The organism is Methylosinus sp. Ce-a6 (genome assembly GCF_009811655.1).
Classification (GTDB): Bacteria; Pseudomonadota; Alphaproteobacteria; order Rhizobiales; family Beijerinckiaceae; genus Methylosinus.
Window position 1 is genome coordinate 16,345 of the sequence record NZ_BGJX01000006.1, and the last position, 24,609, is coordinate 40,953.

Annotated in this window: 19 protein-coding genes and 2 pseudogenes; 6 read left to right on the top strand and 15 right to left on the bottom strand. The window is 66.8% G+C overall.

The window, feature by feature from the left end:
* Nucleotides 1–55: 55 nt before the first annotated feature.
* Nucleotides 56–1,468, bottom strand: a complete 1,413-nt coding sequence (gene lpdA / locus Mspo_RS05710) for a dihydrolipoyl dehydrogenase (RefSeq protein ID WP_159727733.1) — start codon at nt 1,466–1,468, stop codon at nt 56–58.
* Between the two features lie 106 nt (nt 1,469–1,574).
* Nucleotides 1,575–2,783, bottom strand: a complete 1,209-nt coding sequence (locus Mspo_RS05715; RefSeq protein WP_159727735.1) for a glycosyltransferase family 4 protein — start codon at nt 2,781–2,783, stop codon at nt 1,575–1,577.
* Nucleotides 2,784–2,963: 180 nt separating this feature from the next.
* On the opposite strand from Mspo_RS05715, the gene Mspo_RS05720 reads away from it, so the two are divergent.
* The 5 genes from Mspo_RS05720 (at nt 2,964) to ppa (ending at nt 8,531) form a co-directional block, all read left to right on the top strand.
* On the top strand, nt 2,964–3,761 hold the full coding sequence (locus Mspo_RS05720; RefSeq protein WP_159727737.1) for a carboxylesterase: 798 nt from the start codon (nt 2,964–2,966) through the stop codon (nt 3,759–3,761).
* Between the two features lie 397 nt (nt 3,762–4,158).
* A complete protein-coding gene (locus Mspo_RS05725) occupies nt 4,159–6,144 on the top strand; it encodes a protein meaA (RefSeq protein ID WP_159727739.1) in 1,986 nt (661 codons plus the stop codon).
* A 315-nt stretch (nt 6,145–6,459) separates the two neighbouring features.
* Nucleotides 6,460–7,332 carry an undecaprenyl-diphosphate phosphatase gene (locus Mspo_RS05730; protein WP_159727741.1) on the top strand — a complete coding sequence of 291 codons (873 nt, stop codon included), beginning with the start codon at nt 6,460–6,462 and terminating at the stop codon, nt 7,330–7,332.
* Between the two features lie 117 nt (nt 7,333–7,449).
* Nucleotides 7,450–7,971 (top strand): GNAT family N-acetyltransferase, encoded by a 522-nt coding sequence (locus Mspo_RS05735; protein WP_159727743.1) that lies wholly within the window; start codon nt 7,450–7,452, stop codon nt 7,969–7,971.
* Between the two features lie 26 nt (nt 7,972–7,997).
* Entirely contained in the window at nt 7,998–8,531 is a 534-nt protein-coding gene (ppa, locus tag Mspo_RS05740; protein WP_159727745.1) for an inorganic diphosphatase, read from the top strand.
* Nucleotides 8,532–8,589: 58 nt separating this feature from the next.
* Here the strand turns inward: ppa and Mspo_RS05745 are convergent, their stop codons facing one another.
* From Mspo_RS05745 to Mspo_RS19825, 13 genes and pseudogenes are all read right to left on the bottom strand, one after another.
* Nucleotides 8,590–9,003 carry a DUF1636 domain-containing protein gene (locus Mspo_RS05745; protein WP_159727747.1) on the bottom strand — a complete coding sequence of 138 codons (414 nt, stop codon included), beginning with the start codon at nt 9,001–9,003 and terminating at the stop codon, nt 8,590–8,592.
* Nucleotides 8,979–9,464: a hypothetical protein gene (locus tag Mspo_RS05750; protein ID WP_244613169.1), complete on the bottom strand. Its 486-nt coding sequence runs from the start codon at nt 9,462–9,464 to the stop codon at nt 8,979–8,981. The genes Mspo_RS05745 and Mspo_RS05750 overlap by 25 nt, the downstream gene beginning before the upstream one ends.
* 83 nt (nt 9,465–9,547) lie before the next feature.
* A complete protein-coding gene (locus tag Mspo_RS05755) occupies nt 9,548–10,342 on the bottom strand; it encodes a Crp/Fnr family transcriptional regulator (protein ID WP_244613172.1) in 795 nt (264 codons plus the stop codon).
* Between the two features lie 207 nt (nt 10,343–10,549).
* The gene (metW, locus tag Mspo_RS05760; protein WP_159727749.1) at nt 10,550–11,230 is read right to left on the bottom strand and encodes a methionine biosynthesis protein MetW; all 681 of its coding nucleotides are present in this window, start codon (nt 11,228–11,230) and stop codon (nt 10,550–10,552) included.
* On the bottom strand, nt 11,227–12,360 hold the full coding sequence (locus Mspo_RS05765) for a homoserine O-acetyltransferase (RefSeq protein WP_244613197.1): 1,134 nt from the start codon (nt 12,358–12,360) through the stop codon (nt 11,227–11,229). Before Mspo_RS05765 ends, metW begins: the two co-directional genes overlap by 4 nt.
* A gap of 153 nt (nt 12,361–12,513) precedes the next feature.
* On the bottom strand, nt 12,514–13,488 hold the full coding sequence (gene bcsN / locus Mspo_RS05770; protein ID WP_159727753.1) for a cellulose biosynthesis protein BcsN: 975 nt from the start codon (nt 13,486–13,488) through the stop codon (nt 12,514–12,516).
* Nucleotides 13,489–13,507: 19 nt separating this feature from the next.
* Nucleotides 13,508–15,598 carry a hypothetical protein gene (locus Mspo_RS05775; RefSeq protein WP_159727755.1) on the bottom strand — a complete coding sequence of 697 codons (2,091 nt, stop codon included), beginning with the start codon at nt 15,596–15,598 and terminating at the stop codon, nt 13,508–13,510.
* Nucleotides 15,583–16,725 carry a glycosyl hydrolase family 8 gene (locus Mspo_RS05780; RefSeq protein ID WP_244613174.1) on the bottom strand — a complete coding sequence of 381 codons (1,143 nt, stop codon included), beginning with the start codon at nt 16,723–16,725 and terminating at the stop codon, nt 15,583–15,585. Before Mspo_RS05780 ends, Mspo_RS05775 begins: the two co-directional genes overlap by 16 nt.
* Nucleotides 16,722–19,343, bottom strand: coding sequence for a cellulose biosynthesis cyclic di-GMP-binding regulatory protein BcsB (locus Mspo_RS05785; RefSeq protein WP_159727759.1), 2,622 nt, complete (start codon nt 19,341–19,343; stop codon nt 16,722–16,724). Before Mspo_RS05785 ends, Mspo_RS05780 begins: the two co-directional genes overlap by 4 nt.
* A gap of 42 nt (nt 19,344–19,385) precedes the next feature.
* Nucleotides 19,386–21,674, bottom strand: coding sequence for a UDP-forming cellulose synthase catalytic subunit (gene bcsA, locus Mspo_RS05790; RefSeq protein WP_159727761.1), 2,289 nt, complete (start codon nt 21,672–21,674; stop codon nt 19,386–19,388).
* Nucleotides 21,675–21,742: 68 nt separating this feature from the next.
* Complete coding sequence (gene bcsS, locus Mspo_RS05795) at nt 21,743–22,552, bottom strand: cellulose biosynthesis protein BcsS (RefSeq protein WP_159727763.1); 810 nt, start codon at nt 22,550–22,552, stop codon at nt 21,743–21,745.
* Nucleotides 22,553–22,817: 265 nt separating this feature from the next.
* Nucleotides 22,818–22,922 (bottom strand): annotated as a pseudogene (locus tag Mspo_RS19820) (integrase); the annotation flags it as partial.
* Nucleotides 22,923–22,944: 22 nt separating this feature from the next.
* A pseudogene (locus tag Mspo_RS19825) lies at nt 22,945–23,106 on the bottom strand (type II toxin-antitoxin system Phd/YefM family antitoxin); the annotation flags it as partial.
* A 176-nt stretch (nt 23,107–23,282) separates the two neighbouring features.
* On the opposite strand from Mspo_RS19825, the gene ccrA reads away from it, so the two are divergent.
* Nucleotides 23,283–24,539, top strand: a complete 1,257-nt coding sequence (gene ccrA, locus Mspo_RS05805; RefSeq protein WP_201281639.1) for a crotonyl-CoA carboxylase/reductase — start codon at nt 23,283–23,285, stop codon at nt 24,537–24,539.
* Nucleotides 24,540–24,609 lie beyond the last annotated feature (70 nt).

A 24,609-nucleotide genomic window follows, 5' to 3' on the forward strand; every position in this document is an offset into this window, starting at 1 on the left:
AGAAGGGACGCGAACCTCTTTGTTTCCGCGATCGCAACCGAAGCGGCCCGGTCGCTCACAAATGGATCGAGCGCTTGGCGACGCCGAGCGCCGCTTCCTTGATCGCCTCCGACAAGGTCGGATGCGCATGGCAGGTGCGGGCGAGGTCTTCGGCGGAGCCGGAGAATTCCATCAGCGCGCAGGCTTCGGCGATCAATTCGCCGGCGTCCGAGCCGAGAATATGCACGCCGAGCACCCGGTCGGTGGCCGCGTCCGCCAGCACTTTCACGAAGCCCTCCGTCTGCCGGTTGGCGCGCGCGCGGCCATTGGCCGAGAAGGGGAATTTCCCGACATTGTAGGAAAGGCCCGCCGATTTCGCCTCTTCCTCGTTGAGGCCGACCCAGGCGACCTCGGGCATCGTATAGACAACGGAAGGGATCACGCCGTAATTCACATGTCCCGCCTGGCCGGCGAGGATTTCCGCCACGGCGACGCCCTCCTCCTCGGCCTTATGCGCCAGCATCGCGCCGCGCACGACATCGCCGATCGCGTAAATTCCCGGCACATTGGAGCCGAAATGCTCGTCGATGACGACGCGCCCGCGTTCGGTGGCGACGCCGATCTCCTCGAGGCCGAGGCCCGTCGTATAGGGAACGCGCCCCGTCGCGATGAGCACGGCGTCGGCGGCGATGGGCGTTCCGCCGCCGCCCTTGGTCGAGGCGTAGGCGACGAGGACGCCCTCGGGGGTCTTGTCGATCTTGGTGACCTTGGCGGCGAGATGGAAGGCGAAGCCCTGCTTCTCCAAAATCTTCTGGAAGCGCGTCGCGATCTCCGCATCGGCGCCGGGCAATATGCGGTCGAGATATTCGATGACCGTGACCTGCGCGCCGAGCCGGCGCCAGACCGAGCCGAGCTCGAGGCCGATGACGCCGGCGCCGACGACGACGAGATGCTTGGGCGTCGCGTCGAGCTCCAGCGCGCCGGTCGAGGAGAGGATCGTCTTCTCGTCGAAGGCGATCTCCTTGCCGTCGACGTCGCGCAGCGGCGCGACGGCGGAGCCGGTCGCAATGACGATGTTCCGCGTCTCGACAATTTGCGCCGCGCCATTCTCGTCCGTCACCTCGACGCGCCCCGCGCCGAGAATGCGGCCGACGCCGTGATAGGAATCGATCTTGTTCTTCTTGAACAGAAAGGCGACGCCGCCGACATTGGCGGCGACCGTGTCGGCCTTGTGCTTCATCATTTTCGAAAGATCGAGGCGCGGCGGCTCGACGATCACGCCGAGATCGGCGAGGCCGTGGCCCGCCTCCTCGAACATATGCGAAGCGTGCAGCAGCGCCTTGGAGGGGATGCAGCCGACATTGCCGCAAGTGCCGCCATGAGTCGCGCGCTTCTCGACGACGGCGGTCTTGAGGCCGAGCTGCGCCGCGCGGATGGCGCAGACATAGCCGCCCGGCCCCGTGCCGATGACGATGAGATCATATGCCATCCGCCAACTCCTTTTGTCGCGCTGCCAAGGATCGCTAGATATCTTTTATCGAAAGAGAATATCCGTTTCGCGAGGCGAAGGTCGAACCATTTCTTCCGCATGCGCGTCACGCGCCCGCAAAAAGCAGGCGCTCATAGGCGTCGAGCGTCGCGCCGCACATTCGCTCGACGGAAAAATGCGTCTGCACATGGAGCCGCGCGCGCGCCGTCAGCCCTTCGCGGGCGGAGGGGCGCAGCTCCAGCGCCTCGCGAATCGCCCGCGCCAGCGCCGCCGCGTCTCCCGCCGGCGCGCGCCAGCCGGTCGCTTCCGCCGCGTCGACCTGCGGCGGCGCGAGCACGGTTTCGACCGCCGCGCCGAGATCGGAGACGACGACCGGCGCTCCCATCGCCTGCGCCTCTATGGCGACGCGGCCGAAGGCCTCCGGCGTCGTCGAGGGCGCGACAGTGACGGCGGCGGCGAGATAGGCGGCCGGCATGTCCGCGCAATAGCCGGGCGCGCGCACGATTCCTTCGAGCCCGGCGCGCGCGATATGGGCTTCCACATTGGCGCGAAAAGCGGCGTTGGGCGCGTCGCCCGCGAAGACGAAGCGCACGTCGCAGAGGCCCTCGGCGACGAGCAGCTTCGCCGCGTCGATGAGCACGAGATGGCCCTTTCGCGCCGAGAGCCGCGCCGGCAGCAGCACGACGCGCTCGTGCCGCGCCACGCCCCAGGCGGCGCGCATCCGCTCGACGCGGGCGGGCTCGACGGCGGAGGGCGAGAAGGCGCGCAGATCGAGCCCGCGCGCGACGACGACGATGCGCTGCGTCGCCTGCGGATAGAGCTCGGCGATATGGCAGGCGGTGAAGCGCGAATTGGCGATGACGAGATCGCCCGCCGCCATCACCGAATTATAGCGCTGCTTGATCGGCGAGGCGCCGCCATAGATGCTGTGGAAAGTGGTGACGAAGCGCGCGCCCGCGCGCCGCGCCGCATAATAGGCGACCCAGGCGCAGGCGCGCGAGCGCGCATGGACGATGTCCACCGCCTCCTCGCGCAAGATGCGGGCGAGGCGGAAAGAGTTGAGCGCCATGGCGAGCGGATTTTTCGTCGCGGCGGGAAAGGGCAGCCACACCCCGCCCTTGGCCTGCAGCTCGCTGACCATGCGGCCGCCCTCGGATGCGACGAGCGCCCGCGCGCCGGCCATATGCAGCGCCTCGGCGATGTCGATCGTCGCGCGTTCGGCGCCGCCCGATTGGAGATCGGGCACGATCTGCAAGATCGTCCGGCCGGCGAGGAGCCGGCTCGTCGAAGGGAAGGCGTGGAAATTCTCTAGCATGGAACGTTTCTGCCCAGTAAACGAGAACGCCGCCGCGGTCGAGAGAGACGGGAGCCTTCTTCGCCGCAGAAATGAGCCGGCAGTATGGCCGGTTCGCCGCGGCCGCCGAACCATGGCTTTGAAGAAAACGGAGTTTTTCGCTAATAGTGAGAACCGGCGCGCCGGCGCCGAGGGGAGACGATGGCTGTGGACGGCGTCGAGGAGGGGCTGAGCTTCATCGATCTTTCCCTCGACGGGCGCGAGCCCTGGCGCATTGCGCGCCGATGTCGCGCCACGCGCGGGACGGGGACTGAGCGCGCCGGCGTCATGCTGCTCGGCGGCTTCAAATCCGACATGCGGGGCGCCAAGGCCGCCCATCTCGACGCCTGGGCGGAGCGAACGGGACACGCCTTCGTCCGCTTCGATTATTCCGGCCATGGCGAATCGAGCGGGCGTTTCGAAGACGGGACGATCGGCGATTGGCTCGCGCAGAGCCTCGCCGTCTTCGACGCTTCGACGCGCGGCCCGCAAATTCTGGTCGGCAGCTCCATGGGCGGCTGGCTCGCTCTGCTGCTGGCGCGCCGCCTCGCGGAACAGGGCCGCCGATTGCGAGGCCTCGTGCTGATCGCGCCCGCGGTCGATTTCACCGAAGAGCTCATCTGGAAGAACGCCGATGACGACATTCGGCGCGCGATTCTCGAAGATGGCGCATGGCTGCGCCCCTCGCCCTATTCGCCGGAGCCGACGCCGATCACGCGCAAGCTCATCGAGGACGGACGCGCGCATCTCCTGCTCGGCGACGTCATCCGCACCTATGCGCCCGTGCATATTTTGCAGGGAATGTGCGACGAGGACGTGCCCTACGCCCATGCGCTCCGGCTCTTGGATTGTCTCGCGGCCGATCCCGTCGTGCTGACTCTGGTGACGGAAGGCGACCATCGCCTGTCTCGCGAAGCCGACCTCGCCCATCTCACGGCTACGGTCGAGGCGCTCGGCTAGAGCATGTTCCCGAAAAGTGCGAAGCGGTTTTCGGAAAAGAACATGCGAATCTAGAAAACTTTCGAGCGCATTCGGCCATGATTTGTCCGAATGCGCTCTAGTTGCCTGCGTCAATGAAAGCGAAGCTGTGCGAGCCCCATCGCGCGATCTCCCGCTTCGCGGGAGAAGGCGGGGTCTTCGGGTCTCCATTTCGAATGACGCAGACCACCGGCCGATCTCGAGGACCGCACCGCCTGTGACGCCGCCTGTCAGAGCTCGCTCGGCGGCGCCGCGCTGATCCGGGCCGCTCGGGCCGCCGGTGTCGAGATGCTGGGCCGATCCTCGTCCCGGCGGCCTCCCGCCCGCTTCCGTCCCGCCTGCGTCTTATGTTATCGCAAGTCCCGGAGGGACCGAACACATGACCGAATCCGCCACCCCGCGTCGCGACAAGCCCTGGCTGTTCCGCACCTACGCCGGCCATTCCACGGCGAAGGAGTCGAACCATCTCTACCGCTCCAATCTCGCCAAGGGCCAGACCGGTCTCTCCATCGCCTTCGACCTGCCGACCCAGACCGGCTATGACAGCGACCATATCCTCTCGCGCGGCGAGGTCGGCAAGGTCGGCGTGCCGGTGTCGCATCTCGGCGACATGCGCACGCTGTTCGACGGCATCCCGATCGCGGAAATGAACACGTCGATGACCATCAACGCCACCGCCGTCTGGCTGTTCGCGCTCTATATCGCCGCGGCCGACGAGCAGGGCGCGCCGCGCGCGAAGCTGCAAGGCACGACGCAGAACGACATCATCAAGGAATATCTCTCGCGCGGCTCCTATGTGTTTCCGCCGGCGCAGTCGCTGCGGCTGACGCAGGACCTCATTCTCTTCACGACGAAGGAATGCCCGAAATTCAATCCGATGAATGTCTGCTCCTACCATCTGCAGGAGGCCGGCGCGACACCGGCGCAGGAGCTGGCCTATGCGCTCGCGACGGCTTGCGCCATTCTCGACGGCGTGAAGACCGCGGGCCTCTCGGACAAGGATTTCGCCGAGGTGGTCGGTCGCATCTCCTTCTTCGTCAACGCCGGAATGCGCTTCGTCACCGAGCTGTGCAAGATGCGCGCTTTCGTCGAGCTGTGGGACGAGATCACGCGCGACCGCTATGGCGTGACGGACGAGAAGTCCCGCCGCTTCCGCTATGGCGTGCAGGTGAATTCGCTCGGCCTCACCGAGCAGCAGCCGGAGAACAACGTCTATCGCATTCTGATCGAATCTCTGGCCGTCGTGCTGTCCAAGAACGCCCGCGCCCGCGCCGTGCAGCTGCCGGCGTGGAACGAGGCGCTCGGCCTGCCGCGGCCCTTCGATCAGCAATGGTCGCTGCGCATGCAGCAGATCATGGCCTATGAGACGGACCTCCTCGAATATGGCGACATTTTCGACGGCAATCCAGCGATCGCCAAGAAGGTCGCGGCGCTGAAGGAAGAGGCCGTCGCCGAGCTGAGGAAGATCGACGAGCTGGGCGGCGCCGCGGCGGCGGTCGAGATCGGCTATATGAAGTCGAAGCTCGTCGAATCCAATACCGCTCGGCTCGAGTCGATCGAGGCCGGCGAGCAGATCGTCGTCGGCGTCAATAAATTCACCGAAGGCGAGCCTTCGCCGCTCACCGCGGGCGACAATCAGATCATGGTCGTGCCCGAGCATGTCGAGGCCGAGCAGATCGCCCGCCTGCAGGCTTGGCGCGCGCAGCGCGACGCGAAAGCCGCCCAGGCGGCGCTGGACGAGCTGGTCCGCGCCGCCAAAGAGGGCCGCAATATGGTCGAGCCCTCGATCGCCGCCGCCAAGGCCGGCGTCACGACAGGCGAATGGGGCTCGGTGCTGCGCGGCGTGTTCGGCGAATATCGCGCGCCGACCGGCGTCTCCTCCACGGCCCGCCAGGTCGGCGGCCAGTTGGACGCCGTGCGCGAGGAGGTGCAGCGCGTCTCCACCAAGATCGGGACGCGCGCCAAATTTTTGGTCGGCAAGCCCGGCCTCGACGGCCATTCCAACGGCGCCGAGCAGATCGCCGTGCGCGCCCGCGACGCCGGCTTCGAGGTGATCTACGCCGGCATTCGCTCGACGCCGGCCGAGCTGGTCGAAACGGCGCAGAAGGAAGGCGCGCATTGCGTCGGCCTCTCCATTCTGTCGGGCTCGCATGTGACGCTGGCGCATGAGGTGCTGCGGCTGATGAAAGAGCAGGGCCTCGGCAGCGTGCCGCTCGTCGTCGGCGGCATCATCCCGCCAGCGGACGAGAAGCTGCTGCGCGAGAATGGCGTGGCGGCGGTCTATACGCCGAAGAACTACGACCTCAACGCGATCATGACCGATCTCGCCCAGATCATCGAGAAGAGCGTGGAAGAGCGGGCTTGAGGACCCCCTCCCCGGGCCCCTCCGGCGCTCGGCGGATTCCTTCTCGCGGCGCTGAAATTCTTCGAGCGACAGCATTCGATCGGGCCCGGCGCGAACGACGACCGGCCCGGCCCCGCTGCGAGCCGGAAGGCCCAGCCGCCCCGCCCGCCTTGTCGCGCTGCGCGCCGATCCGCTCTTTGACGCCGATTTGACGCCGATCGTCGCCGGCTCGAGGTTGATCCTCGCCCATGGGTCTGAGACAAGACCGTCACCGCCGCGCGGGGGCGATTCGTATCCTCGAGGCGCGGCCCCGGAGCTCGTTTCGGAGAGCGCTTCATGGCCTTGGCTTGCACTTCAGGTCTCGACACCGGATTCGTCGAACTCGGCTATGCGAAAGTGGCGGCGCTCGGCGTCGTTCAAGGCATTACCGAGCTGCTGCCGATTTCCTCCACCGCCCATATGCGCATCGTGCCCGCCCTGCTCGGCTGGAAGGATCCAGGCTCGGCCTTCTCGGCCGCGATGCAGCTCGCCGCGCTCGCCGCCGTCGTCAGCTATTTCTGGAAGGACATTCGCGATCTCGCCTTCGGCTCCGTTCGAGCCCTTCGAAAACGCGACTTCGCCGACTGGTATTTCCGTTTCGTCGTCTGGATCGCTCTCGCCACCATTCCCATCGGCCTCGCCGGAATCGCGCTCTCGGGCGTGCTCAACGCCTGCGGCTCGCCGCTGCGCTCGCTGCCGGTCATCGGCATTTCCTGCATCGTGATGGCGGCGCTGCTCGCCATCGCCGAGCTCTATTGCAACCACTCCCGCACGCTGGACCATGTGAATCTGAAGGACGCGCTGGTCGTCGGCTTCGCGCAGGTCGGCGCGCTGGTGCCGGGCGTGTCGCGCTCCGGCTCCACCTTGACCGCGGCATTGTTCTTGGACCTCAAGCGCGAGCAGGCGGCGCAATTCTCCTTCCTGCTCGGTCTCCCCGCGATCACCCTCGCCGGCCTCAAAGAGCTCTACGAGCTGCACAAGGCCCATCTCGACGCCCATGGCTGGTCGGTGCTGGCCGTCGGCCTCGTCGTCGCCTCCATTTCGGCCTTCGCCGCCATTTGGGGATTGATGCGCTTTCTGGAGCGCTTCTCGACCTGGCCCTTCGTCGCTTATCGCGCCTTCATCGGCGTGGTTCTGCTCGCCTGCGCGACCACCGGCCTATTGTCCTGACGCCGAAGGGGACGGGCGCCGATCCCGCCGTTTCGACGTCGCGATCTTTTATTTTTGTTCGCTTTGTCGGCGCCCGGCTCTTGCCCAAACCGGCCCTCGGGACCTAACATCGGGGCCATGGTCGAGACCGCCACCCTCATTCGCCATGCCGGACCCGGCGACGCCGAGGCGATCACCCGCGTGCATGACGCCTCCTGGCGGGACGCCTATCGCGGCGTCATTCCCGGCGGCGAGCTCGAGCGGATGATCGCCCGTCGCGGGCCGCAATGGTGGGCGCGGGCGATCGTGCGCGGCAGCGGCATTCTCGTGCTGGAATTCGGCCGGGAAGTCGTCGGCTATGTCACCTATGGACGCAATCGCGTCCCCTCCATGCCCTATTCGGGCGAGATCTTCGAAATCTACCTCCTGCCCGAATATCAGGGCGTCGGTTTCGGACGGCGGCTGTTCAACGCGGCCCGTCAGGAGCTCGCCGAGCACGGCTATCTCTCCACCGTGGTCTGGGCGCTCGCCGACAATGACAAGGCGCTCGCCTTCTATCGCCGGCTCGGCGGCCTGACCATACGCCGCGCGGAGGAGCGCTTCGGCGACGACATGCTGACGCGCGTCGCCTTCGGATTCGTCTCCGCGCCCGTCCGCTGAATTTTCCCCACCCCAGGAGTTGCTAAATGCGTCTCGACGCCATTGAAATCGGCGCGAATCCTCCATTCGAAGTCAATGTCGTGATCGAAGTGCCGCTCGGCGGCGAGCCGATCAAATACGAATTGGACAAGGCCTCCGGAACGCTCGTCGTCGACCGCTTCCTCTACACGTCGATGCGCTATCCCGGCAATTACGGCTTCATTCCGCATACTCTGTCGGAGGACGGCGACCCTTGCGACGTGCTGGTCGCCAATACGCGGCCGATCGCTCCGGGCGCGCTCATCGCCGTGCGCCCGATCGGCGTGCTCTATATGCGCGACGAGGCCGGCGGCGACGAGAAGATCATCGCCGTGCCGGCCCCCAAGCTGACCAAGCGCTACGACAAGGTGCAGAACTACACCGATCTGCCGGACATCACGACACGGCAGATCGAGCATTTTTTCGCCCATTACAAGGATCTCGAGCCTGGCAAATGGGTCGAGGCGGCCGGCTGGGGCGACGCCGAAGCGGCGCGCAAGATCATTACCGAGTCGATCGCGCGGGCGAAAAGTGAAAAGTGAGATAGTCAGTGGTGAGATAGTGAGTCGGGTCGAGAACTACTCACTACTCACTACTCACTCACCCCTTCGGCGCCGGCGGCGTGCGCGACACGACGCCCTTGCGCATGGCTTCGGGCCGATCCTTCTTCGGCACGAGGCCGGTTTCCGAAGCCGTGTAGCGCCTGGCCGATTCGACGAGATCCTCCACGTCGGCGGCGTTGTCGAAATCGCCGAGCACATAGGTCCATTTGCCGCGCGCCGCCAAGGCCACGGTGCAGGGCCGTGAGCAGACGCCGAGACATTCCACCGATTCGGCCGAGACGATCGCGCGATCGTCCGGCGTCAGTCGCGCATCGAAAGCCTCGAGCAGCGCCTGCCCCGGACGGACCTCCGGATCGTCCTTGCTGCGGCACACGGTGCAGACATAGACCGTCGTTTCCGGCTGGCTCAACCGACCTCCTTCGCCGCTCACTTCGGCGGCTCGTATTTGCATTGCGCCCCGCCGCCGGCCTTTTGCGCGATCTCGCCCGGATCGACGACGCAGTCGAGAGCCGAGACTGCAGCATAAATCGTTCCGGCGGCGCCGTCCGGCGGCACGCCGACCTCGAGCAGCGTCGCATAGAGCTCGTGAGCGAGGCGGCCGGCGAGCTGGACCTTCTTCTCGCCGAAGGTCAATTCGCATGCGTGCTGCGTGATGTCCACATTGCTCGAGCGACAGCTGATCGCGTCGGCCGTCACGGTGATCGTCTTGCCCTTGGGAAAAGCGATTTTCGCATGGCCGTCGGCGAGCTTGGCGAGCGCCGCCTTCTCGGCCCGCGCGACCGTCGGCGAATTTTTGCCGACGAGCGCGGCGAGCGACAACGCCCCGCTTCCATCCGTCGTCGCGGCGGCGGCCTGCGCCACGCCATGGGCCACGAGAAAGAAAAATCCCGTCGAAAAAAATATCGGTCTCATGTGCAATTCCTCCAGCTCGCCGCGTTACGCGCGAGCGGCAAAGAATCGCGTCATGGGGGGCCGAAATTAAGGCGCTGAGCCTCTCAGGCGAGCGCGCCGCGGCTCTCGAGCAGGACGCGGCGCCCGGAAGGCAGAGTGGGCTCCCGCTCGCCGCCGCAGCATTCGTTGGAGAGCCGAGCGACATTCTCGATCGAGACGTCGCGCATCTCCGTGCGCACGCCGATCTCGCGCAGCTTGGCGAAAGCGCGCGACAATGTCTCCTGCTTCACGCCGAGCCGCGCAGCGATGAGCCGCTTGTCATAGGGCAGCCGAATGCAGCACGACTCGACATCGGGCGGGCACAGCGACAGCAGGAAACGCGCGAGCCGCTGCTCGGCCGTCTGCCCCTTGAGCGATTCGATCTCGCCGATGAGGCTGCTCACCTTGCGCGCCGCCTCTTCGATCACCGCCGCCGCGAAGGCGGGAGATTCGCGCAGCATGTAACGAAATCGCGGCGCGGACAGCTTCATCACCTGCGCAAGTCCGACCGCTTCCGCGCCGACGCGATAGGTCTCGCCGTCGGGCGTCAACGCTTCGTAGAGGCTCTCGCCGACATTGCAGATATTGATGAGAGTTTCGTCTCCGCAGGAGGCGGTGCGCGTCAGCTTCACGAATCCGTCGAGCACGATCGCCACATAGAGCGCGCGATCGCCTTGGCGAAAAATCGTCTGTCCATCTTCGAATTGTTCTAATTTCGCGTCGCGCGTGAGCCGCTGCAGCGACTGCGCATCGACAGTCGCGAACATCGGCACGTCCCGAAGAGACGGCGGCTCCGGCATCAGCGCGCTCCCGCGGTCGCCGACGATTTTTAGCGCAAATTCGGCCCGTTCGTCGGTCATTGCCGCCAGTCTATCGCGAAGGCCTGCGAGGGGAAAGCCGCCGCCTCTGGACAGGAGGTCGCACGACGCCGGCGCGGGAGCCGGCAAAAAACGGGTCATCCTTGAATTTCTGTCGTTTTCGCGATTTGCGCGGCTCTGCGGCGGAACATGCGCGTACTGTGTCTCGGCGATATTACGCAGACGCCGAGCGCCGCCGATTTCAAGCGCCTAAGTATTTTTCGCAGTCGACGGCGATATTTTTTTCGGCGCGTCGCGCTCGAGCAGGAAGATCGCCTGCGCGCCGAGCAAATTCCACACCCACCAGGGCGCGTTCACGCGGATCGGCGCGCCGGAATGATCGAGCGCGACGCCGCGCTCTATATGCGCCCCGAGCTCCTCGACGAGATCGACGAAATCCCTGATCGTGCAGAGATGTATGTTGGGCGTTTCGTACCAGGCATGGGCGAGCGTCGTCGTCTGCGGCATGCGTCCCTTCGCGAGCAGCGACAGGCGCACTTTCCAATGGCCGAAATTGGGGAAGGACACGATCGCCCGCCGGCCGATTCGCAGCATGTCGACGAGCACCTGCCGCGGATGATGCGTCGCCTGCAGCGTCTGCGAGAGAATGACATAATCGAAGCCGTCGGTCGGATAATCGGCGAGATCGGTGTCGGCGTCGCCCTGAATGACCGACAAGCCCTTGGCGACGCAGTCGTTGACGCCGCGCTGCGACAATTCCACGCCGCGCCCGTCGACGCTTTTCGTCTCGGCCAGCAATTGCAGCAGCGCGCCGTCGCCGCAGCCCACGTCGAGCACGCGGCTGCCCGGCGCGACCATGGCGGCGACGGCGGCGAGATCGAGGCGGACGGGGCGACTTTGGCCGCTCCGCGGAAAGGACGGGGCGTTCATTTCGCTCGAGTCTCCGAAGCCCGCGGCAGGCCGCGCGCCGTCGCGGCGGCCTCGAGAAAGCCGCGCGTCGTCGCGATGAAGTCCGGCTCATAGACGAGAAAAGCGTCATGGCCCTTGTCGCTGTCGATCTCGACGAAGGAGACCGAGGCGCCGCTGGCGTTGAGCGCATGCACGATGGCGCGCGAGGCCGAGGTCGGATAGAGCCAGTCGGAATTGAAGGAGACCACGCAATAGCGCGTCTTGGCGCCCTTGAACGCCTGCGCCAGCGAGCCGCCGTAATCGGCCGCGAGATCGAAATAATCGCAGGCGCGCGTGACATAGAGATAGGAATTGGCGTCGAAGCGATCGACGAAGGCCATGCCCTGATAGCGCAGATAATTCTCGATCTGGAAATCCGCGTCGAAGGAGAAGGTCGGCGCCGCGCGATCCTGCAGCTTGCGGCCGAATTTGCGTTGCAGCGCCGGCTCCGAGAGATAGGTGATATGCGCCGCCATGCGCGCGACGGCGAGGCCCTTTTCCGGCCGCACGCCGAATTCCAGATAACGCCCGCCGCGCCAGTCGGGGTCAGCCATCACCGCCTGCCGGCCGACCTCGTGAAAGGCGATGTTCTGCGAGGAATGTTTGGGCGCCGTCGCGATGGGCATGGCTGAAAAGACGCGCTCCGGATAGCTCGCCGCCCATTGCAGCACCTGCATTCCGCCCATGGAGCCGCCGGCGACGCAGAAGAGCTGGTCGACGCCCAAATGATCGATCAGCATCGCCTGGGCGCGCACCATGTCGCGAATGGTCACGACCGGAAAACCGAGCCCATAGGCCTGGCCGGTCGCCGGATTGATCGAGGACGGTCCGGAGGTGCCGAGGCAGCCGCCGACGACATTGGAGCAGACGATGAAAAAACGCTCCGTGTCGAAGGGCTTGCCGGGGCCGACCATCACATCCCACCAGCCGGGCTTGCCGGTCAGCGGATGCATATTGGCGGCGTGCTGATCGCCGGTCAGCGCATGGCACAGCAAAATGGCGTTGGAACGCTCGGCGTTCAATTCGCCATAGGTCTGATAGGCGATCGTCAGCGGCGTGACGCAGCCGCCGCCATCGGTGATGAGCGGCCGGTCCACGGGGAACTCGACGATGCGCCCATTGAGCGCGTCCGAAGAGGACAGCGTCTCTATGGCGGGAAGCGCATTGGCCAAATTCTTCTCTCCTGTTCGATATGCCGAACAATTTGTTCGGCAACATCGGCGGCTGAGAGGAGAGTGTCAAGGCCTTGGGCGTCCCGAGGCGGCTCACCGCGTCGTCGGCTTGGGCGGCCCGGCGAAGGCCTGAGGCGGCAGGGCCGGATCGAAGCGGGCCGAGGCCGCCCTGGTCTCGATGGTCTTCGCCGGCTCGCTGAAGCGGCGCGCTTGCGTCGTCGTCGCCTCGCGGCGGCGCGTGGGCCGCGCCTCGACCTTGCGGACGATCGGCCGTTTCGCCGGAGCGGCGATGCTGGCCACTGTCGCCGGCGCCGCGGGCCGCTCGCCAGCGGCCGGCGTCGGGATCGGAGCGTCCACGCCGTTGCGCGCGGCCTCGACGACGCGCTCGACATTGGCGGCCTCGGTGGCGCGCAGCCGCGAGAACCAATCGGCGAATTGCTGCTCGGTGACGCCCTTGCGGCAGACGCGCAGCCGGATCGAGGCCGGAATCTCGTCGCCGCGCACGATCGTCGTGGCGGCGGCGTCGGGGCGAGCGACGGCGCGCAGATCGTCGACCCATTGCCAGGCGAAGGCGCAGCGCACGCCTTCCGGCCCCGGCCCGACGGCGAGGCCGAAGGGGCCGAGCTGGTTGCGCAGCGGCTTCGTCACGATGCGCATTCGCGTCGTCGGAAAGCGCAGCGCGAGCTCCTGACGCACGCCCTCCTCCGTCGGCTTGCCCATCGGAATTTCGCCCGCGCGGCCGCTCCCGGCCGGCTGGACGCGAACATCGATCGTCAGCTCGTTCCAGCCCTTGCCCATTATGGCGCGGTCGAGCGCGACGCTCTGACGCCAGCCATTGGCGTAGCGGCGCTCCTCGAGGCCGCCGCGCACGCGCGCTTCGGCCGGCAACGTCAAAATGGACGCGGCGCCGCTGCGCGCCTCGACGCCCTGCGCCGACGGCGTTCCGGCGGTGGCGCCGACCGGCGTCGGATCGACGGCGAGAGGGCCCCGCGTCGGCATCGTCGAGCAGGCGGAGAGGCCGAGAGCGAGCATCGAGAGCGGCGGCGAATGTCGGAAAAAACAGCTCATGACGAAATCTCCAAAAGGATCAACGGGTCTGGCTCTGCTTGGACGTCGGCAGCGAGAGCACGGCGGCGATTTCCGGCGGCGGCGGAGCGGCGCCGTAGCGCGTGCGGGGCGCCATCGCCGTCGCGACATGTTCGGCCGCGGCCGCGGTGAGCTTTGTCGCGGCGTCGGCCTTCTGCTGACCGATCCAAGCCGGATCGGCCTCCTGATTGGCCCATTGCGTGCCGATGGGCGCGACCTGCTCCGAGGCCGGCGGCCAGGTCGCGAGATCGACGGCGTTCCAGCCGGGCGAGAGGAGAAAGCCGTAACGCTCCGAGGGCATGGGGCCGACGCCGGGCACGCGCCGCGCGACCAGCGGCGCCTTGCCGGGCGTCGGCTCCGGCCGCAGTCCGACGGGCGCGGCGACCGGAACGGGCGCCGGCGGGACGGAGGCCGAGCGCGATGTGACGACTGACGGCAGAGGCTGAAAGCGCAGCGGATTTTCCGCCGTCACAGCGATCGGGAATTTGCCGCGCACGGCTTTCAGCACGCGCTCGCGCCGCTGCGCCTGCGCCGCCATTTTCGCGGCGTCGGGCGTCGTCGCTTCTTTCTTGTCGGCCTCGATGCGCAGGCGGTCGCGCTCGGCGGCGAGCGCCGGGCCGGCCGGCCCCGGCACGACATAGCCGGCCATTCTCACCGCCGGCCCATGCGCCTTGGCGGCGACGCGCGAGTCGCAGGGGAAGGGCGGATGATAATAATCATCCGGGAACAAGAGCTCGACGAGCTTTGGGAACAGCCCGTCATAGCGGTTGATGAGCTCCAGCGCCGCTTTCTCCATGCGCAGGCGCTTGAGCGTCAGCACATAGCCATAGACGGTCGCCTCCTTCGGAAACCAGGCGACGGCGCGCTCGAACCAGAAACGCGCGACGTCGAACTGGCAGGAATTATAGGCGTACCAGCCGACGCCCTGCGCGCCTTCGCCCGAGGCCGTTTCGATCGTCACCGCCGCATAGCGGGCGAGCCGCGCCGGCTCGACATAGGGCGGCGTCTCCTGAGAGAGATCGCGCTCCAAGAGATCGAGAAACAAAATGGCGTTGTTCACGAGCGGCGCGCGCCAGGCGTAGGAGACCTCCTCCGCCTCGCGGCGCAGATCGAGCGCGCGCAGCGTATGGGCGAGGCCATGCGCGACCATCGCGTCGCCGCCATTCTCGATCGCGGCCTTGAAGGATTCGAGCGCCGCGTGGAAATCGCGGCGCTTATAGCGCAGCCAGGCGACGAGGCCGAGCTGCGGCGGCGCGCGCCTGAGGCTGGCGAAGCTCGCGAAGCGCTGCAGCTCTTGTTCCGAGATATCGTCCTTGCGCTCGTCGCGCAGCACCGCGACGATGCGCGCGCGGGTGATGTCCACCGCGACGGCCGCGAATTCGTCATCCGGCCCTTTCGAGCTCTTGCGCGCCTCGGCGAGCAGCGCCTCGACATCGCTCATATGCAGCGTGGCCATCGCCTTCTGCATCGTGGCGAGGCGAATATGCTCGTCCTCATTGGAGGCGAAGATCGATTTATAGACCTCGACCGCCTCGCTGAGCTGCCCCGTGCGCGCGAAGGCCTCGGCGATCGTCCATTGCGCCTCGACATCGGCGTTGGCGACGAAGAAGCGGCTGTCGCGCGCGAATGAGGCGATGTCGAGCCAGCGCCCCTCGCGCCAGAAGGCGAAGATCGTATTGCGCTGCTCCTTCTGCTCGAGCTTGCGCATCAGATCTTCCGATGGGCGCCAGCCGGGCATGTCCTTGCGGCGGGCGGCGATCGTCTCGCGCAATTCGTCGAGCTTGTCGGCGGCAAAGAGCTCCCACAGCCCGCCCTCGTCGACATCGCCGCGGCGCGGGCCGTAGAGATCGGCCGGCGGCTCGAAATTGGGATAGAGGCGCCGCAGCCGCGAGAATTCGGCGCGAACGCGCGCGCGCTGATCGAGCGCGGCGTAATAGCGCAAGGCGAGATCGTCCGGCTTGTCGCGATCGGCGGACGCCGGGGCGACGAGAACGGATTGCGGATCGGCGCCTTCGGCGCACAGCGCGGAAGAAGCCGACGAGAGGACGAGGGCCGAGGCCGCGGCGAGGAGGACTCTCAATTGGCGAGACACGACGAATACCTCATTTGCGCGGCGAGCAGCGCCAGCAGATGCAGAGTGGCGGGATAATAGTCTTCATTCGCCTTGGGCGCGGCGAAGTCGGCGGGGAGCTTGGCGCCGTCGACGACGCAGGCGACGAGAGCGGCGATGGAGGCGATGCCGCCGCCGCCGAACTGGCCGACATCCTTGCCCGAGGCGACGTCGACGATCGGCGGCGTCTCCTTGGCGCGCCGCGCCCAGGCGAGGAAGGGCGCGTAATGGGCGCGGTCGCCGACGCCGGCCCAGGCGAGATAGAGCGGAATGCGCACGGCGTTATAGGCGAACTCCGGCGCGAAACCTTCGGCCGGCCGCGCCCGCCAGCCTTCGAGCGCGATCCAATCGGCGGGCAGCGCCTGCGGCGTCGGCCGCGCCGCCTCGAGCAGATCGAGCCCTGTCTGGGCGAGGCCCGCCCAATCGACCTCCGGCGCGACGCTGTCGAGCCGCGCAAAGGCCGGGAAGACGTAATAGGAAAGATTCACGACGGGCCCGTCGGCGCGGTCCGAGGCGTTGAAGCCCGCGACCGCCGGCAGCAGCAGCGCGCCCATCTTCGTCTTGAACAGCACCGCCTTGCGCGAGAGCTCCACGGCGATGCGCCGCGCCGCCATGCGAAACGGCAGATCGTCCCAATAATCGGCGGCTTCCGCGAGCGCCCAGGCGATCAGGAGATCGCCGTCGGAGGCGTTGTTCATATCGCCGACGGCGGGACGACGCTGCGGATCGAAACGCCAGGCGACGAGCTCGTCGTTGCGCACCATGAGATTGGCGCGCGTCCAGCCCCACAGCCTCTCGAAGGTCGGCCGATCATTGGCGGCGACGGCGAGCAGCATGGCGTAGCCCTGCCCCTCGCTGTGGCTCACCTGATCATTGGCCGTGTCGATGACGCGGCCCTGCTCGGCGATGAAGCGTTTCTTATAGGCGGCCCATACGGCGGGCGATTTGAGCGCGCCGCCGAGCTTGATCTTATGAGCGTCGAGCGAGAGCGGAGCGCCGATCGCCGCGGCGATCTCGGCGAGGGGCTCGGCGCGCGCCGCAGCCGGCGCGAGGGCGACGGCGAGGACGAGCGCGGCGAGGGCGGCGGCGGCGAGACGCCGGAGCTTCATCTTGTTCTCCTTCCGACATTGCGCGTCAGCCATCGCGCCGAAGCGGCGAAGAGCGCGGCGACGAGAACGGCGAGACCGACATAGACGGTCGGGTGCAGCGACATCCAACCGGCGGCGATGAGCCTCAGATTGCCGAAGGAGAGCGGACGCGTGACGATGAAGCGCGGATTGTCGGCGGGCGTCGCCGCGACTGTGGCGCTCGTCATGTCGAGCATGGCGAGCGAGCCCTGCACGCGGCGCGACACGCGCGGATCGACGAGGCAGGCGGAGGCTTCCGCGAGCGTCGCGGCGTTGGGCGCGGTGACGATGGTCCAGACGTCCTTCGCCGTATCGCCGGCGATCGTCTGGCTCATCGCCAGCGAGGCCTGCGCGGAGGCGACGCGGTCCGCGGCCTCCGCCTCGAAGCCGGCGCGCACCCATTGCGCGGCGTCGGCGACGCGCGCCGCGCTCCAGGCGCCGGCCACGCGCAACCGCTCCACGACGCCATAGCCCCAGCGTCCCTCGCGGCGCAGATCGTCGCGCCATGCCTCGAGCAGATCCTGCTCGCCCTCGCCGCGCTCGACGCCTCTCCTCACCGAGCCGACCGGCGCGAAATCGACGCGCTCCGCCTCGCCCGCCGGGGCGGGCGCGCTCAAGGCGGTGATCGTGCGCTCGAGCAGATTGCGCGGCGCATAGCAGGCCATGGGAAAATTACGCTGCAGCACGAAGCGATTGCGCGCGGCGATCTCGAGCTGCGACAAGCGCTTCTCGGAGGCCTTGCGACGATCGGCGGTCAAATGCGGACCCCAGGCCTCGCGCAGCATGTCGGCCGGCATGTCGAGCCGCCGCAGCAGCGCGGCGTCGAAGGAATCGAGCGGCGCGACGGCGAGCGTCGGCCCCTGGCCTTCGGCGGGCGGCGCGTCGACGATCTCGAAATCGATCGGTCGGCCGGCGGCGATGGCGAAATGGGCGACGATCGTCGCCGCCGCGCCGACGGCGTCGGACTCGAGCGAGGGCAGATAGAGCTTCGGCCGTCCCTTGGCGCCGGCGTAGGGGAAACCGCCGCTCGCCGTCACCGCGAGATCGGGCATTCGCGCGATTCGGGCGATCGGCGGCAGCTCGATCTCCGTCTCGTCGAGGAAGAGAAAGCGCTTGGCCGCGCGCAGCGAAGCGAGCGGATCGCAATCGACGTCCTGGCGCGTCGGCGAATGCGCCTCGATCTCGATGCGATTGAGGCCGGCCTTCAGAAAGCCGAGCGGCAGCGGCAGCGGATTGTCGCGGAAGACGTCGCCCGAGCTTTTCAGCAGAATGAGGCTCACCGCCGTGCGCTCGTCGATCTTGACGACGATCTGCGCATCGGAGTCGAGCCCGGCCGCATAGCCGCCGGCGAGGCGCAGCAGCGCATTGCCGTAATCCGCCGCATAGAAATCCGGCGGCATGACGATGTTGAAGGCGGCGCGGTAGAGACGGCCGGTGAATTCCTCGCTGGCGACGCCGAGATCGCGCAGCTTCACCTTGCGTCCGCCGTCGAGCCGATAGCCGGGGAAGGCGGCGGCGGCGCGCAGCCCCTGCGGCGAGCCCTTGGGCGCCGGCGAGACGAGCAGGCGGCGGATCGCCTCGTCCACTTGCGCCGAAGTCGCGCCGGTCACGACGACGCCGGCGCGCCGGCCGGGCGCCGCCGGCAGCACGAAAGCGCGCGGCTCGTTCATAGGACCGACGCGCGAGAGATCGACTCGGCCGGCGAGCTCGGCGGCGGCGCCGACGAAGAGATTGACGCCATAGCGGCCGGGAGCGGCAGGGCCCGCGTCGACGACCGGCTGCTCGAAGCGTCCGGCGAGCGAGATCGCCTGCGCCGCGCGCAACATGCGCTCGATCTCGAAAGGCTTGGCGTTGGCGCCGAGCACGGCGCGGATCGGCAGCGCGCCCTGCTCGTCCGGCGGCAGCGCGCCGAGATCGGAAAGGCTCGTGACGCCGGGATCGTCCTCCGGCAGCACGAGGCCGGTCTCGGTCGGATCGATCTGCGTCCACAATTCGTATGTAGCCTCGAGCGAGCAATCGACGCGATGGCGCTGATTGGTGGAGATGCGCACCGAATTGAAGCCCGGCCGCATCACGCCCGGCGGAATGTCGAAGACGATGGTCTCGACCTCCTGCACGGCGCGGATCGGCGTGTCGCCGATCGTCTGATCATTGATCGTCAGGGTGAGCGCGGAAGCTTCCGGCATCACCGACACGGCGGCGAGATAGCCGATGCGAAATTGCAGGCGCCGCGAAGCCTGCGCCTCGGTGACATAGATCGGCCACTCGGAAGCGCCGACCTCGCCGGCGAGGCGATAGCCCTGAATATTATTGGTGAGATGGCGCAGCATCGCGCCGGCGATGGCGGGCCGCGGCGCGAGAGGCGCAACGGGCGGCGGCGAAGCGGCGGGGACGGCGGCGACCTCGACGCGCGACTGGCGCGCGGAAAAACGCGCGGGGATGATCGGCTGAAGACCGGAGGCCTCCGGCCTCGGTCTGTCGACTGCGAAATGGAACAGCTGCTCTTGCGGCGCTGTCGTGAAGATCGCCTGGGCGCCGACCGCGATCGGCGTCAGCGCCGTCGTGGCGGCGAGCATGGCGGCGAGGATTCGGAACTGCATTTTGGCGCCCATTTTTTGGAGTATGTCTTGCGGGAAAAGGAATCAGACTTTTTCGTTTCTGGAAGAGAGACCAGGCTTGATGGCGGGCGCCGCCTCGCGCTCCGCCGGCGCTCGCAGACGCGGCTGGCGGCGGCCGAAGATGGCGGAGAGATCGGCGAATGGCGGCGGCTCGCGCAGCGCGGCCTCTCCGGAGCGCGGGCGCAGATAGGCGAAGGCGCGCAGCGGCTCGATCACGCCCCACCAGAGAAACTGCGCCGTGCCGGCGATGACGCCCTTGTGATTGCGGCGCGCAGCGACGAAACGCTCGAGCGCCGTCGCGTCGCCATACATCAGATCGGCGAGCGCCAGATGATCCTGCGGCCGCGACAGCGCGAAGGCGACGTGGCGGCGCCCATCCGGCGCGACGCTCACGATGCGCGCGCAAAGACTTGGATGGCGCGCCGCGTCGACATAGGAGTCGATGAAGAGCCGTCCCTCGGACGTCGTCGCGGCGGCGAGCGCTCTGGCGTCGGCCTCGGTCGCGGCGCGCAGACGGCAGCCGGTCGCCGAGACCTCCTCTATGGCGACGCGTATATGCGCATCGCCCAGAACCAGCGCGCCGCGCCGCTCGATCGCAAGGCGCGGATGCGACTCACGGCGGCGCCGCTCCGTCACGGCGCCGAGCGCGACGCCGGCGGTGACGAGATTGAACATGTTCCACAGGCCGACGAAGACCATGAGCTGCCGCACGCCCGGCTCGGCGACGTAACGGTAGGCGGCGACGGCGGCGCCGATCGCGAGCAGGCCGTAGATCGCGAAAAAGGGCCAGGCCAATTCGGAGAGGCGGTCCTGCGTCTGCGTCGAGCCTTTCGCCGTCACGCGGAAGGAAGGGCTGCGCGGGCGCAGAAAGACGGAAAGTATCGCCTTGGACAGAAACACGCCCTGGCAATATTCATAGAGTTCCGACACCCAGGGCCAGCGCACCGAGCCGAACAGATAATTCTGCAGCATCGCATTCACGACGACATAGGTCGCGGTATAGGCGATCGCCTCTTCTATGTTGGAGACGAAGATCTTCACATCGAAGAGGATGAAGGCGAGCGGCGCCAGCATGAAGACGAGGCGCGGGAAGGGAAAGAACCAGAAGCTCATGCTCGATAGATAGCCGAGCCGCTGCAAGGGCTCGAGGCCGCGCTGCAGGAGCGGGTTGCGCAGCAGGAAAATCTGCAGCATTCCCTGGCACCAGCGCACGCGCTGGCCGATGAAGGAGGCGAAGCTCTCCGGCTGCAATCCGGCGACGAGCGGCTTGTCGACATAGACGCTGGTCCAGCCCTGCGCATGAAGCTCGAGCGCCGTCTCGCAATCCTCGGTGACGGAGACTCCGGAGAATCCGCCGGCCTCGTCGAGCGCGGCGCGGCGCAGCAGCGCGGCGGAGCCGCAGAAGAAGGCGGCGTTCCACTTGTCGAGGCCGCGCTGCATGACGCCGTAGAACATCTCGTTCTCCGACGGCATGCGGCGGAAGGTGCGCAGATTCTGCTCGATCGGATCTGGATTGAGGAAGACATGCGGCGTCTGCACGAGGAAGAGCCGGTCGTCCTCGAAGAAATAGCCGATCGTCTCGCGCAGGAAGGAGCGGAAAGGCGCGTGATCGGCGTCGAGCACGACGACGACCTCGCCGGAGACATGCTCTAGCGCATTGTTGAGATTGCCGGCCTTGGCGTGCTCGTTGCGCTCTCTGGCGAGATAATGGCAGCCGAGCGCGGCGCAGAGCTTCTGCAAGGCGGCGCGTCTCTCCTCGGCGCGCGCGGCGAGCCGCGGATCGGGGTCGGCGCATTTCTCATCCGTGCCGCCGTCGTCGAGCAGGAAGACGTTCAGACGATCGGCGGGATAATCCATGGATTTCGCCGCGGCGAGCGTCGTCGCCAGAATGGAGGCGTCCTCGTCATAGCTCGGCACGAGAACGTCGACGGCGGGCAGCGCCTCGTCCTCGATCAGCGGCGCCGGCTCGCGCGTCAGCGGCTCGGCGTTGACGACGAGGGTGAGGAACAGCATCGCCACGCAATAGAGCTCGGCGGCGAGCAATATCGCGCCGCAGCCGAAACCGACGGGATCGGCGAGCGGCGGCAGAGTGGAAGTGACGCGCCAATAGACATAGCGCAGCACCACGAAGAGCGCGAGCGCGATGAAGAGCTGGCGCGATTCCGCGCCGCGCGAGAACCGCCATAAGAAGGCGAGCAGGAAGATGACGGAAAGGCTCGTCGCCAGCTGCGCCTGCACGCTCACGGGCTGCGTGGCGAGAGCGACGGCGATAACGCCGAGAAAGAGAAAGCAGAGAAAACGCAAAGTCGACATGGCGACGCCTTCGAGCAAAGTCGGTTTGAAACTGTCGCGGCCGAAAAAGATGCGAGCGGTCGTGGAATCTAAAAAGAGATATGGGTGTCGAGAATTCCATAGGCGCCGCCGCCGCGCACGCGATCACGCAGATAGCCGCTGGAGACGCCGATCTGCACCGCGCCGAGCTTCAATCCGGTGACATGCGCGCCGGCGCGCCATTGCGAGAAATAATCGTCGCCGAGCGCCAGCGCCTCGGGGCCGACATAGACATAGTCGGCCAGCTCGACGCCGAATTTCAGCCGCGTGTAATAGGAGTTGTGAACGGTCGAGTAATAGGCGATGAGCGCCAGCATGGTGGAATCGGTCGGCCGCGCGAAGGCCTCGACGCCGATCTTCGCGCCGACGCTGACGCCGCGCACCTGATTGCCCGGATCGAAAGGCGACAGGCTGTGATTCATCACATCCGGGCCGACATAGAGCGCGACGCCGCCTTGATTGGACACCACTTCATAGCCGACCATGAAGGAGCCGTCCTCGAGCGTTCCATGCACGCGGCCATAGCCGGAGTTGCGCGGGATGAAGGCGGCGCCGACGGGGACATAGACGGGGAGATCGCTCGCGTCATAGGCGTATTTGCCGATGACGGTCGAGACGCGAATGCGCGGCCCGCTCTCCGCGATGGAGCCGAAAGGCGCGATCTTGCCGACGAAGGCGCCGGCGATGGAGCTGCGCGACGTGCCGTCGACGGAAAGATCGATGGAAACGGCCGGCTGAGGCTGAGCCGGAGAAGGCGGCGCTTCCGCTGCGGGGGCGCCCGTATACCAATCGGCGGCGCGCGCCGTCGACCACATCGCCGCGCAAAACACCAGCGGCAGAGCCGTTTTGGAGAGCATCATGACTCTTCATTCCCAGGCCCGATCGAGCGGCGCGCGCGGGAATGACCGCGTTTTCATTCGCGTTTCTCGACCAAGAGCGCCTGACATGGCGCCTTCCTTAAGAATGGAGGTTAATGGGACAATCTTTATTGAATCCTTCAGCGCTTCCTAAAGAAGCCATTATGCTTAAAACCTGGTACGGCAAAGCTTTCGTGCGTCGCAGCGCTTTCGGATTCGCATGTTCTCCACGCAGGAGCCGCTTCGCGCTGTTTCGCGATACGATGCGCGCCGTCCGCTCCGGGATCGTGTCACGGCCGAGCGTCACGCCGTAGAAAAAGCGCAGCGCGCAGACGATCTGATCGAGCGACGCCCAGGATATGTCTTTGGAAATTGCGCCTGATGATCGCGCGCAGCGCCGCTGCGTCGACGCGCTTCTTCGGCTCTTCGAGCGGCGCGACCTTGGCGACCGCCTTGCCGCGCCGCGTGACGCGAATGGTCTCGCCCCTCGCCGCGCGTTCGACGAGCTCGCTCAAATGGGCCTCGGCTTGCGCGACGGCGCTCATGTCTCGCCTCATGACCAATCAAATGACCAAATGTCGCGCCCGAGCGATCGAAGCCCAACTCCGCAGCGACGTTTCCGCAGCGACGTTTCCTGCCACAATATGGCACTGTTCAGCCGAAAGCCGGCCGTATATGTATGGCCCCTCGGCCCCGCCGCCGGCTTGATGAGAGTTCCCCGAGGAGCCAGACGTTGACCGAACTGAAAGACCTCTACGACATCGGCGAGATTCCGCCGCTCGGCCATGTTCCCGCAAAGATGCACGCCTGGGTCGTCCGCAAGGAGCGCCATGGGCCGCCCGAGGAGTCGATGCGGCTCGAGGTGGTGCCCACCTGGGAGCTCGACAGCCATGACGTGCTCGTTCTGGTGATGGCCGCGGGCGTCAATTACAATGGCGTCTGGGCCGCGCTCGGCCAGCCGATCTCGGTGCTCGACGTCCACAAGCTCCCCTATCACATCGCCGGCTCCGACGCCTCCGGCATCGTCTGGGCGGTCGGCTCCAAGGTGAAGCGCTGGAAGGTCGGCGACGAGGTCGTCGTCCATTGCAATCAGGACGATGGGGACGACGAGGAGTGCAACGGCGGCGACCCGATGTTCTCCGCCTCGCAGCGCATCTGGGGCTATGAGACGCCGGACGGCTCCTTCGCCCAGTTCTGCCGCGTGCAGGACCGCCAGCTGATGGAGCGCCCCAAGCACCTCACCTGGGAGGAGTCGGCCTGCTACACGCTGACGCTGGCCACCGCCTATCGCATGTTGTTCGGCCATGAGCCGCATCGTCTGAAGCCGAGCGACAATGTGCTCATCTGGGGCGCCTCGGGCGGCCTCGGCGTGTTCGGCGTGCAGCTCTGCGCGGCCGCCGGCGCCAACGCCATCGGCGTCATCTCCGACGAGACCAAGCGCGACTATGTGCTCTCGCTCGGCGCCAAGGGCGTCATCAACCGCAAGGATTTTTCCGGCTGCTGGGGCCAGCTGCCGACCGTCAACACGCCGGAATTCAACGACTGGTCCAAGGCCGCCCGCAATTTCGGCAAGGCGATCTGGGACTTGACCGGCAAGAAGGACGTCGACATCGTCTTCGAGCATCCGGGCGAGCAGACCTTCCCGCTCTCCTGCATGGTGGTGAAGCGCGGCGGCATGGTGGTGTTCTGCGCCGGCACGACCGGCTTCAACCTCACCTTCGACGCCCGCTATGTGTGGATGCGGCAGAAGCGCATCCAGGGTTCGCATTTCGCCCATCTGAAGCAGGCGGCCGCGGCCAATCGCTTCGTCGTGGACCGGCGCGTCGATCCCTGCATGTCGGAAGTCTTCCCCTGGGCGAAGATTCCGCTCGCCCACACCAAAATGTGGAAGAACCAGCACGCCCCGGGCAATATGGCGGTGCTGGTCAACGCGCCGACGACGGGCCTGCGCACGCTCGAGGATGTGATCGACGCCGCGGGGAAGAAGTGAGCGTCGCGCGATAACGCATTGTCAAAATGACGCTATCGGCCCTATATGAGCTAATATAATAGCTTTTATA

Bases quoted from the DNA above. Each gene is read 5' to 3' on its own strand.
- lpdA (WP_159727733.1), bottom strand. From the start codon at position 1,468: ATGGCATATGATCTCATCGTCATCGGCACGGGGCCGGGCGGCTATGTC.
- Mspo_RS05715 (WP_159727735.1), bottom strand. From the start codon at position 2,783: ATGCTAGAGAATTTCCACGCCTTCCCTTCGACGAGCCGGCTCCTCGCC.
- Mspo_RS05720 (WP_159727737.1), top strand. From the start codon at position 2,964: ATGGCTGTGGACGGCGTCGAGGAGGGGCTGAGCTTCATCGATCTTTCC.
- Mspo_RS05725 (WP_159727739.1), top strand. From the start codon at position 4,159: ATGACCGAATCCGCCACCCCGCGTCGCGACAAGCCCTGGCTGTTCCGC.
- Mspo_RS05730 (WP_159727741.1), top strand. From the start codon at position 6,460: ATGGCCTTGGCTTGCACTTCAGGTCTCGACACCGGATTCGTCGAACTC.
- Mspo_RS05735 (WP_159727743.1), top strand. From the start codon at position 7,450: ATGGTCGAGACCGCCACCCTCATTCGCCATGCCGGACCCGGCGACGCC.
- ppa (WP_159727745.1), top strand. From the start codon at position 7,998: ATGCGTCTCGACGCCATTGAAATCGGCGCGAATCCTCCATTCGAAGTC.
- Mspo_RS05745 (WP_159727747.1), bottom strand. From the start codon at position 9,003: ATGCAAATACGAGCCGCCGAAGTGAGCGGCGAAGGAGGTCGGTTGAGC.
- Mspo_RS05750 (WP_244613169.1), bottom strand. From the start codon at position 9,464: ATGAGACCGATATTTTTTTCGACGGGATTTTTCTTTCTCGTGGCCCAT.
- Mspo_RS05755 (WP_244613172.1), bottom strand. From the start codon at position 10,342: ATGACCGACGAACGGGCCGAATTTGCGCTAAAAATCGTCGGCGACCGC.
- metW (WP_159727749.1), bottom strand. From the start codon at position 11,230: ATGAACGCCCCGTCCTTTCCGCGGAGCGGCCAAAGTCGCCCCGTCCGC.
- bcsN (WP_159727753.1), bottom strand. From the start codon at position 13,488: ATGAGCTGTTTTTTCCGACATTCGCCGCCGCTCTCGATGCTCGCTCTC.
- Mspo_RS05780 (WP_244613174.1), bottom strand. From the start codon at position 16,725: ATGAAGCTCCGGCGTCTCGCCGCCGCCGCCCTCGCCGCGCTCGTCCTC.
- Mspo_RS05785 (WP_159727759.1), bottom strand. From the start codon at position 19,343: ATGCAGTTCCGAATCCTCGCCGCCATGCTCGCCGCCACGACGGCGCTG.
- bcsA (WP_159727761.1), bottom strand. From the start codon at position 21,674: ATGTCGACTTTGCGTTTTCTCTGCTTTCTCTTTCTCGGCGTTATCGCC.
- bcsS (WP_159727763.1), bottom strand. From the start codon at position 22,552: ATGATGCTCTCCAAAACGGCTCTGCCGCTGGTGTTTTGCGCGGCGATG.